This window comes from Pseudomonas sp. FP1740 (genome assembly GCF_030687165.1).
Taxonomy (GTDB): domain Bacteria; phylum Pseudomonadota; class Gammaproteobacteria; order Pseudomonadales; family Pseudomonadaceae; genus Aquipseudomonas.
Genome location: NZ_CP117461.1, coordinates 4622166 through 4635051 on the forward strand (window position 1 = coordinate 4622166; position 12886 = coordinate 4635051).

Consider the following 12886-nt stretch of genomic DNA (forward strand, 5'->3'; position numbering starts at 1 on the left):
CTCTTGGGAAGGTACAAAGTTGAGAGAGATCTCCATTTTGTTTGCTCTGCGGGTGAGAGGATGCAAACAACCCGCGCCAGATTAACCTCTATTCGAGTTGCTCGTTCGTGGAGCCTCCATCTCGTTTGCATCGTTCTGGACACCTAGTACCTGTGGCCCAGCGTTGTTTTCTGGAGGTTGCATGCGGTTTACGGTCTGCCATTGCAGGTAGGCATTGACCACCACCCCTGCGCCTCGCGTAATGGGTGCTATTGGGTGGTTTCGAAAAATTTGAACAGTATTCGCGTACTCGGCTAATCGGGCAGATCTCACATAGTAGTCTACCTTGGAGACCGCCGCTTTACCCGCCTCATGCGCGGCCTTACCTTTGTCTGCCAAGAAACTCAGGCCCTTACCGGCGACCGTGCCGGCGGCTTCGCCGATCATACCCGGTAGGATTAGGTTGGCCGCGGTCAAGCTCATTGTTCCTGCGGCATAGCCAGCGGCATCTTTATCAAGGAATTTGCATGCCCTATTGACTCCCAGAAAGGCAGTCATGACCAAGTTCAGCCCAACAATTTCCTTGAAGGTCTGTACCGTCCTTTGCATATCCACATCAGGATTCACTGCCAGCTTGAGCATTTCCGACGTGCACCAAACTCCATCTACGGCATAATCCGCTTTGCCTACCAAACTTTCCATCAGCATGACCAGGGCTGCGGCGATTCCTGCGGTGAGCGCCACCAAGCCCATTTTGGGATAAAAATCTGGATCGTCCTTGCGCTTAGAATGAGGTAATTTCAGCCCAACGCGACCAGCTTCGGCAACCATGAAAGCTTTCTTGAGTTCGCTGCTCTTTGTGCCTAGGAAGCTTAAACTGGAATTTAATATGTCGGTGATCGCCCCGTCCATTTTGAACGTGTCGACTGCCAGTTTTACCTGCTGGGCAATATGTTCGCCTTGGTCAAAGTGCGCGACGACCTTCTGACGATCGTCCTCCGCAATTCCTGGCTTGCCTGTATCGGCTTTGAACAGCTTGCTTTTGGCCGTTGCGACAGCTTCCCATATCGCCTCACGATTGAAGACGCCTAGGGTTACCCCTCCAGACACTATGGCTGTCGCCATACCGAAGCCTACGTTTTCCAACAAATGTGCATTTTTTGCGAAGGTAGGCTGTGCCACGATAGCATTGGTCAACACGGTAACGAAGTAGCGATTGAGCAAGTGCTCTATATTGGCTCGTCTACTAGTCAGCTCATTCATCATCAAACCGGCCATGAAAACGGCATTCTTTGAAAAATGCGCGACCAAGGAAGAACTATAGGCTTTATCGCCGCTGACAAACGATACTGCTAAAGGCAACGGCGCCAACGCCAGCAGCATCATCGGACTGGCAGTCATACGGCCCAGCAGTACCCCCCCGTTTTTCAGCGTGTGCAACTCCGCATCCATTTTTTGGCTAATGTTCAACAGCTCTCTGCGCACATTTTCCGGTAGGCCCGATTTACCCAGAATGTCCGGCAACTGGGCGTTGTGCTCCTGCCAGGCGTCGATCTGTCCAGAGGCGTTGGCATCAACAATCATCCTGAGCATTTGCCGTTCTGCATCCGTCAGCGCAGGTTCAGCCCTCTCCAGCAGCGGCCTCAATGCGCCCGTCGCTGTCGAGTCCAACCTGGGCAAACTTCGCAGGTCGCTCAGTTGCTCTTCACTGAGCACCAATGAACCGCTTGCCAGTGCCAACCGCATTTTTTCATCGAAACTGGAAGAATGCCGCACTTCAAAGTCGTTGTCGTCGGACGTAGGAAGCTGAGTGTGGCTTATGATATCAAGTTGTTCAGCGCTAAGATGAATGACGTGCTTATTTAGAAAGGCATGCATTTGCTCAGGCATGAGAGATGGCACCGGACGGCGCATCAATCTCAATAGGGCTTTGTCATCCATAGGAGCCAAGGCACCGTACGCATCGAACTTGTGCAGTAAGTTGTTGCTCACGTTCAGTATGGTTCGACGCAGTGAAGTTTTTTGTTCAGCCGGCTCATCAACATGAGATGGGGCGCTATCGACCTCACTCGATGCCACTACATGGGGCTCGCTAATACCGCTGGCTAACAGCTGCTCCTGCACTTTAACGGAGATTTCATGCAGACTGTGAAGATCACCCTTAATATTGGCATCAGGGCAATATTCTGCAAGTGCAGCAAGGGCCGCCGGCACCCTTTCAAGGCTTTTAAGCGCATCGGCATGGGGCCGCAACAGCAGCGCCATTTTTTGGGGGGCATCGCGTAGATTGTCACTGAGTTCGACACTTCTATACTTTGCCAGACGTATGAAGCTGCCAAACATAGAGGGCGCCGCACTACTGTACGGCTCCGCCAGTACAGTGGGGTCCAATTGGGTCAACGCCAATAGATCCGGAATCCCCCGCACGTGCCCATTAGAGTCGTCGAGAAATTGGCTGATGGATTGGTGAAAGAGCGCCGTTTTCAATGCCTCATTAGCTTGGGACAAATGGCTATGGACCGCGTGGGTAAGAGGTGTTTCCCCCAGTTGGTTTTCGCATTGCTGAAGCAAGATTTGCAGGGCTCGCTGCCGACCATTTCCAATCAGTGCCCGCCCCCCCATTTCAGTCATGGCGATGTCAGCGAGTTGCTTGCTTAGCTCTGCCACAGCAGGAAATTTCGGATCACTGCTGGCCATCTCGCGCTGAAGGTTCTCAAGTACTTGGCCAGCGTCTTTGCTTAGTGCGGCGCTGGTACGGGAGAACGCCGTGGCAAGATCGCCGTTCTGGATGAATGCCCGGGTGCGAGTCTGGCGGGGCGTGCTCGGCCGGTTCGCGGAGGATGGATTAGACCCAGAACATACCGCATCTACAGAAGATCGTGGCGTAGTATTTAGCGGATTCATTAACACTCCAAATAGCAGCTTTTCTTGTCATGAGAAAAACCAGATCTTGTTTCATTAATAAAACCCCTAATCAATAATGGACTCCAAAAATAGCCATAAGATCAAAGATCCTCTTTATATCCTGAAGCAGTTGTAGCTTTTTACAAAGCTGGCAAAGGAGCCACCTTACCGTAAACCGTCCCCAGCTTTCCAGAACCTTGAAAACCATATTTATGATTGAATTTAATAGGATTTTTCTTTTATCGCATTGTAATCATGAATTTTCTATATGACTGGTCGAGCTCTCGAGCTTGTCTTCGGCAGTAGAAACTAGATACCTTGCTAGCTCAGCCGTATAGCCCTCTACGTATTTTCATGCTCGACTCCTAGGACTGAGTTAAATTTTACGGATATCGGAAGGATATTTCTCCGAGCATAGCTGAAGGCCAGCATACGAACCGGAATATATTCGTCATAAATTATAGAGCCACGACAATCATATTACCTCGACAATGCTTTTGGCATTCTGCATTGGTGGTCAAATCTGCACTACCGGTTCCTTCGATGCTCAGTACTGTTTTCCTATCAATGGTGGTGCTGATTGAAAACTGCCCCACCCTGCCGATTGAAAACTTGACCTAGTGTCCAGAGCGGTTAATTCAATAACTTATTCTTGATCGCCTCCCTGCTTTGCTTTGTTTCAGAGAGAGGCTGGTCGTGCCGTACTATTCACCTGAACGCAGAGCCGCATTACTCAAGATGCTGCAGCCGAAACTAAGTTAGCTGTCGTCCTTGAAGCCGCCGATTTTTCCGAGATCGACTTGGGTGAGTATTGCCGCCGCAAAGGCCTTTACCCCGAGCAAACCACTGCCTGGTGCCAAGCCTTCCAGAAATCGGAAAAGACCCGACAAAAAGAAGATCGGGAACAGTCCCGCAAAGAAAGAAACGCATCCAGGAACTTGAGCGCGAACTGCGCCGCGAAAGACAAGGCGCTCGCAGCAGCAGCTTTTGGTCAGCGACAACAGACAGTGAACATCATACGATTTATGTGAAATGGAAAAGCAACCGTCGAAATGATCCGAAGACCAGCCTACGTATCGTCGCCATCCAGGAATGGATAGATGCGTTAGTCGCGCTGAGCGATCTGTCGTAAGAATGCCATTCGCTGATCGGAGCGTGCGGCCAAGGTGTTCATCTGGAAACCATTGTCGTAGCCGGCGCGTGCAACTGCCGATCATTGGCAAAGACGAAGTAACGCTCGGCGAGGGGGCATGCAGCCAGTGCATTTCCTTAGCGTGCAGGACATTAAATGCGTGACGGATTAATATTGCCAATGTCAACGAACTCGCGTGCCCAGACGGTTGTACTCGGGCAGCTGTTTGTGCAGCATCTGCTGGGTTTACTGAACTGATCTGCAAATTATATGCGATACCGCTTCTAATTGGATCCATAAATCCCTCCGAGTGCAGAGATGCAACTTCATTGGAGATGATAGGTGGCATGAAATACCGACCGGTTCCAATTTTGGCTGAATTTCACACCTGCTTTTACCGTACGGCATGCCCGTCAAGCACCGGCCCCTCTTGAGTTTGCGAATAAAGCCTTCGATCTTTTCCTCGTCGCCCTCGACGATGGCCCGCTCATCGGCGTTCAGCGGCATCTCTTCCAAATACCGGCGGATAGAGGCTTTGCTTTCCGGGACTTGGCCCTGCGCACTGACCTAAGGCGGGTTGAAGTCGCAGCCGATGCGGGCCATACGGTGGGCGCAGGGTTCCAGAGGGGATTAGGAATTGACCAAGTCGTAGTTAAGATACAGCTCATTGCCCTGCCGGGCGATGACGTCATGTCGGCAGCGAAATCATGTGGGGCATCTAGTCCGCTTTGACGAAGGCGGCAGCCAATTGCGTCGGGCGGATGCGCAGGTAATGCAAGGTGGAGGTGGGTGAGCGATGGCCCGACCACTGCATCAATTCCACTAGCAACATGCCCCTCAGGGCGGTGACCGCGCTGGCTGGCGTCCTCGACCGTCGGAGAGGGGGGAACGCCGGCCTTGGCACAGAGGATCGGGTGATGGTTTCGTTGATGACGCCCGTGCCCATGCCTTTGCCGCGGTGCTGGAAAAGGTAGCGGACCTTCTCGCCGGTGCGCTCATCCCCCAGCGCGGCCTGCTCAATGGGCCGCGCTGTAACCAGGCCTCGATCTTGTCCTTGCCACTGCGGCCACGGGTTTGGCATACCCTCTAAAGGTCTTGCTCGCGGGTACCTGCAAGCAGCACAGGGCGCCCACGGGTAAAGTCTGTGCCATTGTCCTCGACCACTGCCTGCGTCGGCGCTTGCGCACAGCCCAGGATCAGCCGAGCGATTTCGTTCTTGCGCAGTCCTGCATGAGTCCAGAGCACGGCTATGAACCATGGCCAACAGATAATTGATGTCGCACAGAAGATCCGCGCGTGTCAGGTTCAGACTGGCCCAGACCAGCTTCAGCCAGATGGCATGGGCGGAAATGCAAATGGCCCCAGCCCCACAGTTCGAAGTCGAGGAAGAACCGCCGCATGGCGTGTAGAAAGCTGTGCTTTGGAATTGGTGCGGATCAGCTGTCCATAGCATGCCGCGCCGTTGCTCGGAGCAGAATCCAGGCTCTAGTCCCCCACGTGCAATTGATCGACGGCGGCAATGAAGTCGGCGCAGGTCGACATCTGGGGGGCGTACCTCAGGGGGCGACCGCGCCAGCCACAGGCCGGTGCGTAACACCAGGTTGCAAGTGTATTCCTTGGTCTTGGGCCGCAAGGTGGACGTTTTACGCCGATGTTGGCACCAGCGCTCCTATTCGGGATTGCCCCCCCTGCGTACTCTTTTCTCGCCAACTGAGGTAATTGCGCATCCGCAAAGGCCGCTTGAGAATGCCTTGCGCGGCCAAGCCATGCGATACCCTGCCGACGACGCGGGCAATGCTTTCGGGACGGTTGGCTTGCTCCGTGTTCAGCAGGGGCGCGCAGGCGGACGAGCCGCTGGGCTACGTCCAGGTCCTCGATGCGCAGCGCCACCGTTCGGCCCGCCGCAGCGCGCCATAATAAGCCAGTGCCAGCATGAGCCGATCACGCAGCGACCCAGCTTGGGCCAGCTCACACAATGTTGGCGCATCTGAGCAGGGAAAGCACTATTGGATGGAACTACAGGCCTGTAGCTGCCACTCAGCTAACTTTAGCGTTGAGGTGTGAAAATAGAATGAGTGACGAAAATCGAACATCTGTAAACGACCAATTTTCGATTCTTTCACCGCAAGGCCCTGGTTCGACGGGTACACAGCAGCCGAAGCGCCTTTTTTCGGCAGGAGCCCAAGATGAGACTCAAAGGCACGTAGCAGAGCTTAACCTTGAAAGTCCGACCAGCGCCCGCGACCAAATGAGTCGACTTGATTCTTATGTTGATGACGGACAGATGGATGAGGCAACTTACCGCTTGGTTAGTAACCAGTTGGAGGCTGTTGCGAGAGACAATCCTGTTACGAACCGAATACCGCAACAGAGCACGGAGCGCGAAGCCAGAATAGATGGTTACCGTGCTGAGATTCGCCAGGGCGCTAGCGCTCAACAGGTAATCGACCGGCACGACCTTGCCAACGACCGCTACATGGTCCAGGTGCTACAGAGCACAGAGCGCAATGCCATCAGAGACGGTTACCGAGCTGAAATTCGCCAGGGCGCTACCGTTCAGCAGGTGATCGACCGACACGACCTTGCCAACGACCCCGTTATGGTTCAAGTGCTGCAAAGCTCAGAGCTACAGGCCAGGACAGACAGTTACCGAGCTGAAGTTCGCCAAGGCGCTACTGCTCAGCAGGTGATTGATCGGCATGACCTCGCCAACGACACCGACATGGTTCGAGCGCTGCACAGCTCAGAGTTACAAGTCAGGAGAGACGGTTACCTGGCTGAAATTCGCCAGGGCGCTACCGTTCAGCAGGTCATCGATCAGCATGGCCTTGCCAACGATCCCGACTTGGTTCGAGTGCTGCGCAGCTCAGAGTTACAAACCAAGAGAAACGGCTACCGTGCTAAAGTTCGCCAAGGAGCTACCGCGCAGCAGATCATTGAGCGATACGGCCTTGCCTGTGACCTCGATATGGTTCGAGTGTTGCAGAACACAGAGCGCGAGGCCAAGATAGATAGATACCAAGCAGAAATTCGCCAGGGAGCTACCGCTCAGCAAGTCATCGACCGGCACGGCCTTGCTAATCACCTCGACATAGTTCGTGTACTGCAGAGCTCGGAGTCACAGGCCAGGAGAGGCGACAACCATCTCGCTCGTCATCAAGCATCACCTGGCACTGGAATACCCTTGCCACTTCTGTCGGACTCTACCGAACGACCGCATTTTGGCGCTGATGGAAAATTGACCGACCCTGCCGATTGAAATTTGATCCAGGGCGGGTTGCTGATTTTTACGTCAACAACTGGGGATAAGTTTAGCAGCCGGGGGATTCAGGGCGATATTGGCACGACCGGTTTTGCCTTTAGGTTGCACCTTTTGCGCCTCGACAAACTTGTGTCGCCCATGTGCCCAACAGCCAAAACGCCCGACACCGGATTGAGCACCCAAGGTTATAACCCGCGTAATCATCGGTCATCAGGTAGCCGCGATAACCTTCGAGCAGGCGCGACGAAACCTCCAGCACCCGGCTGCTCGAGTAGTCAAAAAGAATGACCGGCTTATCAAGTGACACGCCGGTTTGCACCCACATCCAAAACTGGTTACTAGGCTCTCGATCAGGTTCTTTCAACACTTGCACACGAGTTTCGTCACAGTGGATGACGCGGTTTTCCAGTAGCCTCTCGAACATAAAATTCAACGACGGCTGCAAGTATTCACAGCACTGGATAACCCATCACGCCAACGTCTAGCGTGGAATATCGACGCTGTGACGACCGAGTACTTTTTCGATGCTTTGCAGTGGCAAGCCATCAACGCATTTGATCGTCAGCAACATCGCCAAAACGCTGGGCTTACCATACTCCTTTCGATCAGTTGAGCCGGTTTGCCTGCAATGACCAGCGCTGTTTCGCAGCCACAGCGGGCATAGACCTTGCGTACATGTTTGATCACGCGGATTTGCATCGGCACGATCTCGAGCTGCTCGCTGTTTTCCTCGCCAATGCTGTGGTTACGGCAGGCGCAGGTCAGTTCGTGTTCGGGCAGTTCGTGAATGACTTCGATACGCGGAAGATCGGCACTGTATCTCTTTTATTACTACCTGGTTGCAGGGCCAGGACAACGAACTCTTCTTTCAGGCTCATGGTGTCTCTCGTCTTCCAAGGCATGATGATTTCCTAGCAAGTTCAGCTCACCAGGAAGTGTCCACTATGTCCCCGTACACGTGTCAGCTATGTCCCCAGTCCATACACCAAAGGCAAAAGCCGCTGCGCTCCCAATACAAAATCCTCAGTCGGTTTCGAGGCTTGTTGGGGAACACGAAAAGCTCCGGGTTAAACACCGCACGCCGTTGAGCATCAGGCGATCATCTGTGCGAGATTGCATCTACCAGGCGCCGTATATGCACAAGCAAGCAAACAGCTGCGCCATCATACCGAGCTGACACTCTGTACACCCTGACCGTGCCGAAAGTTTCTGACCTTCATCCCAGCTTGATGTTTACATCCCAACCTCAGCAGCTCATCGCCTGACGCTCGTCAGAATAGTTTCGCATGCAGCCCCCCCCCCCGAGGCGCATAGACAGCATCTTCACTCCATGGCCTCCACCTTGGCCGCCGAAGGGCTGATCGACGCGCTCGAGCAATACGACATGAATGAAATGGCCAATACAGCGTACTGGCATGCTGTGGAAGAACTGCAGAGCCATCCTGTCCGCTATTGCGCGCGTCGCTCTATGATGTGGCGGCCTGCGATGGCTCCTTGGTACTGGGGGAAATCCGGCAAACCATTTTTAACGCGAGAAGGGACAACCAGAACGAAGCTCGAACCACCTTCGATGGCAAGGTCTATCGCGATGACTGCTGGGCAAAGCTTGTTTTCAATCCATCAGGCGTCACGGCACTCATCGAAAACGTTACCCTGACCCTGCCCGATGGTCGACGATTTGATCTCATCGAAACGTGAACAACTGGTTCGAATCGGGGAGGCGTGACATCTGGCGCGGGCATCGCCGGACCGAGTATTGATGCCGGCGTCGCGGTTTACACGTTCACCGGCATGCGTGGAATGCCTGATCTGGCAGTGGGGCCGTGGAGTGTATACCTCAGGCCACGCTGTTTCTCAGCTGCTGGGCGATATTCTTGACGCTGGCCGCGTACTCGTTAGCCTTGATCACTCGCCCGTATGAATCCGTAGCGCCAGGCTTCCAGTTATCACCACCATTGTATTTCTGCAGTTGCGCGGTGGTGTCGCCGCCTTTGCTGCCCATGATCAGCGCAGCCATTGCCACCTGATCTGACTGCCTGCCATGATTGTAAGCGTGGCCCATCCTTTCCTGGAATTGACCGGCGTACGCGGCCCGTGTACTCGGTTCCACTTGCATGACACCATCCCCACCACTGGCGCCAGAGAGATCCTTGCCGAAGTTGCTTTCCTGCTTCGACTGCGCCGCCAACACAAAGGGGTCAACACCGAATTTGTTGCCTGCGTTCACGCAGTCTTTCCAGAGTTCCTGAGGCATGCCCTTGGGGCCGTTGCCCACGTTGGCCATTCTTGCAGCGCCGTCGCCGCCTTGGGTTTTCGGCGCACCGTTACTAGGCTGGGCCGCGAGGTTTTGCGGCGTATACGAATTGTGGCTGCCGGACGGACTGCTGCTGCCTCCGGACTCTCCGCTGGGCGAGCCTGAACCACTGCCACCATCGTTCGAGTTATTACCGCCCAGCAATCTCAGCAAGGCTTGGAGCAGAGACTGCAGCAAGCTGATCACTTCTTGAATGCCACCAGCGTCGGTCTCGTTGGCGGGTGACTGGACTGAGCGATTATGGATCACGAATCGAGAGCCCTCATTCGCGCCCTCGATTCGTGATGAGGGCGGTGCAAAATTCACCGCACCACCGTTGCCACCCGCAAACAGGAAAAAGGTGGCAAGGTCGTTCTGCCCGTGCTGGCCAGCGGTGGCAGAGTGTTCGTGAGGCGTGAGGTTCTGAGGAATGAACGCAGATCCTCCGTTTACGGATAACGACATACAGGTACTCCCTTGTTATCGGTGTGGTGAGATGCCAGTCGCAAGCTGGCCTGGAGGGCTCACCGAAACGACGCTTAGGTCAGGGTAAAGATATTTCGCTTGCGTCTAGGTGAGTGGTAGGCACGACGGATGAGGTTCCGTTGATAAGCCGGTTGTGCAAGACCAACATGTCTCTGTCATGCATAAAAACCTTAGACAAGGCACTTGACTTTATCAGGAACACATTACCTTTATGCCCCAACCTCCAATTAATGAAACTTGATAAAGAGTTCCGTCAATCCCTGAAGTAAGGAACAAAAACCAAATTTTTTTGAGTTCCTAGAAAGCAAACAAACTTAAAAAACCAACCTTCAAGGGAATAATTGGTAAAAATCAGAAGAGACTACCCAATATTTCAGGTTTCCAGTTCATGATCACTAGGCTCTGTACGAAATCCCTTGAAATCTCACAGTGGGCTCTTGGGCGCTGAGATTCGGTAGAGTTCGCAGCCACCGTGTGCTCATGGCATGCTGTGCGGGTCAGATTTTCTTAGTCATGGTCTTAACAGTTTTGCCATCAATTCATGATCACCTGAGCCTCAGTTGAGTTGGTCCGCTACAGGGTTAAGTTAACGTCTTCAAGCCGCTTCGATTACGCGACGGCGGTCGTGTGATCGGAGCGGAACTCGCGGTTACCGGTCAATTAGGCCCATATAATTCAGGCGTTTTTATTAGCCAGTGCAACCGCTGCCACATTGGCGTTACGCCGCTTAAGTAACCGGCCAAGCCAGCTGTCTGAGTCTCTTTTCGCTGTGCTGCGTAGATCATCGACCGTGTCCCCTGGATCAGTAGCGTCCGTAAATAGGAGCCCCCCGCTTACTCATCCCCAATAGCACCGTCTTACCGTCAGTGAAGTTCTGCTTCGGCACCAGCCCAAGCCAAGCACTCACCTGTCGGCCATTCTTGAATCTCTTGGCATCGCCAAGAGAGGCTACCAGCGCACTGGCCGTGATCAGCCCGATGCCTGGTATCTTGGCCAGCTTGCGGCTGTTTTCGTTCGTGCGATGCCAGGCGACAATTTGATTCTCGATCTCATGAACCTGATGATCGAAGCCCTTCAACTGTTCCAGTAGACGCTACACAAGCAGACGAAACGAGCCCGGCAACTCGTTGCGCTCATCCTCAATAAACCCGGCACGCGCTTGGCGATATGGGTGATGCCCTGCGGGATTACAAGGCCAAATTCGGCTAGCAGCCCACGGATCTGATTAGCTTGCGCTGTTCGTGCCTTCACGAATGCCAGGCGGGGCACCGGGCTGGTCAATGGTTAAAGCTTCGAGGGTTCGTGGCTATCCTCGTTGAGGGGCTGGCCGATCCCATGCGAGGACACGCTGGTTGATCGCTGAGTCCACGAAGAGGGCGACACCCTCCGCGGGTGCCTGGCGAACACCGTCCCTCAAGGTTGCTTGCGCGACAACGCAGAAATAGCCCTCGCCAGTATTCAGCTTATGACGCCCCCATACATTCGCCCCTGCGCTTCATGAACAAGGGGAATTTCCCCTCGGATCGGGTAGCTGTGGCCGGAACTCGAACCGCGCTCAGACCACTCAAGACTCTTGACACACAGACCGTGAGTCAATCCACGGTTACGCTACCGGCTTCCGTGTGCCCGGCCGTCAACTGTACCGTAAGGAATCTATAACCGATGACGCGTATTTCCTCTGCCAGCCCGCCCGCCACCCGCTGTTGTGCCAGACACGACACCCTCTGCAGTCGCCCCCATTTCGACTTCAACGACAGCGACACCTGCCCCCCCCGAGAAGCGCAGGGATCGTACGGATGCGACAGGGATACCGATCAAATCGGGCGAGTCCTCACAAAAAACTTCGTTGTCCTCGGCGATCCTTGAGGCGGCCCTTGACCGATCGGGCACATCGCCCAAGACCGGACTATGGAGCCTTCCTGTGGAGTTGGTACAGGATATTATCCGTCGGGTCGCCAGTGGCTCGGCGGGTGAAACGGCCGGGGGGCACGCCCTCATGTTAAGCAACAGGTTTTTAAAGGCGTCGGTATTGGCTGAGAAGTCAGTCAATGAGCATTACGAATTTCTGAAACCGTTGATAGGCGCCTTCAAAGCGCTCAAACATCAGCTGGCGACTCACCAAATAAATACCCACATGCTGGCGTTGATGGGGCCAAATCTGCGCCAGGGGCTGGTCACGGCCGTCCTCGGTCTGACCGAGGAGTCACACAAAGCCCTGGCGATCGCCGGACTGGTCAATGGTTATCAAGCTTCGTATCGACCGCCTGGTCAATGACCTGTTCACCCCGGTGTCAGGATAGTTGTCGCCTCTCCGGTTTTTCCTAAAAAAGCATATCGGGGGCGATGCGCTGTTGGCGCCGTGCAAAATCAACGTCGCCCGGACCAATGGAATCAATCTGACAATTTTTATTCATTTTTTAGTGCACATAGGAGATGTGAGTGGAAAACAACACATTTTAGTTCCAGCGTTGATGCTACATTTATTAACTTCAGTGCGCTCAGCGACGCACAATTCACCCCTCAATTTATTTTTAGTTTAATGGGGAACCAACAGCGCCATCGCAACCACAGAATATCTGTACCTCTGGCGTCCGGAGGTCATTTCAAGAGCAAATGAATATGATTAGACGACTATTGATCAACTCGCTACTGGTAATAACATCGACTGGCTTTCTGGTAGTGAGCCAGAGCGCTAGCGCGATATGCCGAATATGGTGCCACTAATACATTTGCGCAAACCTCGAATAACTATTCGAGGTTTGCTTTTCTTGTAATTACACCACCTAAGGAAGGTCTGAAGTACCCACCGATTTTTCATGCTCTCGCTACT

At 53.8% G+C, this 12886-nt stretch carries 8 protein-coding genes and 2 pseudogenes; 3 read left to right on the forward strand and 7 right to left on the reverse strand.

Annotated features, from left to right (window positions below):
- Nucleotides 1-81: 81 nt before the first annotated feature.
- The 3 genes from PSH69_RS20410 to PSH69_RS30355 all read right to left on the reverse strand — a co-directional run bounded on the left by PSH69_RS20410 (nucleotide 82) and on the right by PSH69_RS30355 (nucleotide 5260).
- Nucleotides 82-2883: a HopW family type III effector protein gene (locus PSH69_RS20410; RefSeq protein ID WP_305409612.1), complete on the reverse strand. Its 2802-nt coding sequence runs from the start codon at nucleotides 2881-2883 to the stop codon at nucleotides 82-84.
- A 758-nt stretch (nucleotides 2884-3641) separates the two neighbouring features.
- Entirely contained in the window at nucleotides 3642-4313 is a 672-nt protein-coding gene (locus tag PSH69_RS30350) for a hypothetical protein (protein ID WP_370695213.1), read from the reverse strand.
- Nucleotides 4314-5101: 788 nt separating this feature from the next.
- Entirely contained in the window at nucleotides 5102-5260 is a 159-nt protein-coding gene (locus PSH69_RS30355) for a hypothetical protein (protein ID WP_370695214.1), read from the reverse strand.
- 826 nt (nucleotides 5261-6086) lie between these two features.
- Between PSH69_RS30355 and PSH69_RS20425 the strand changes: the two genes are divergently transcribed.
- Nucleotides 6087-7274 carry a hypothetical protein gene (locus PSH69_RS20425; protein WP_305409613.1) on the forward strand — a complete coding sequence of 396 codons (1188 nt, stop codon included), beginning with the start codon at nucleotides 6087-6089 and terminating at the stop codon, nucleotides 7272-7274.
- Nucleotides 7275-7343: 69 nt separating this feature from the next.
- On the opposite strand, the pseudogene PSH69_RS20430 reads toward PSH69_RS20425, so the two are convergent.
- Nucleotides 7344-8102 (reverse strand): annotated as a pseudogene (locus PSH69_RS20430) (IS66 family transposase); the annotation flags it as partial.
- Nucleotides 8103-8238: 136 nt separating this feature from the next.
- Nucleotides 8239-8352, reverse strand: a complete 114-nt coding sequence (gene tnpB / locus PSH69_RS30360; protein ID WP_370695215.1) for an IS66 family insertion sequence element accessory protein TnpB — start codon at nucleotides 8350-8352, stop codon at nucleotides 8239-8241.
- Between the two features lie 377 nt (nucleotides 8353-8729).
- Between tnpB and PSH69_RS20435 the strand changes: the two genes are divergently transcribed.
- Nucleotides 8730-8975 carry a hypothetical protein gene (locus tag PSH69_RS20435; RefSeq protein ID WP_305409614.1) on the forward strand — a complete coding sequence of 82 codons (246 nt, stop codon included), beginning with the start codon at nucleotides 8730-8732 and terminating at the stop codon, nucleotides 8973-8975.
- Between the two features lie 139 nt (nucleotides 8976-9114).
- Here the strand turns inward: PSH69_RS20435 and PSH69_RS20440 are convergent, their stop codons facing one another.
- Both PSH69_RS20440 and PSH69_RS20445 read right to left on the reverse strand, forming a co-directional pair.
- Complete coding sequence (locus PSH69_RS20440; protein WP_305409615.1) at nucleotides 9115-10035, reverse strand: transglycosylase SLT domain-containing protein; 921 nt, start codon at nucleotides 10033-10035, stop codon at nucleotides 9115-9117.
- 681 nt (nucleotides 10036-10716) lie between these two features.
- Nucleotides 10717-11319: pseudogene (locus tag PSH69_RS20445) on the reverse strand (IS110 family transposase); the annotation flags it as partial.
- A 658-nt stretch (nucleotides 11320-11977) separates the two neighbouring features.
- On the opposite strand from PSH69_RS20445, the gene PSH69_RS20450 reads away from it, so the two are divergent.
- Nucleotides 11978-12331, forward strand: a complete 354-nt coding sequence (locus tag PSH69_RS20450) for a hypothetical protein (RefSeq protein ID WP_305409616.1) — start codon at nucleotides 11978-11980, stop codon at nucleotides 12329-12331.
- The last annotated feature ends 555 nt before the right edge of the window (nucleotides 12332-12886 follow it).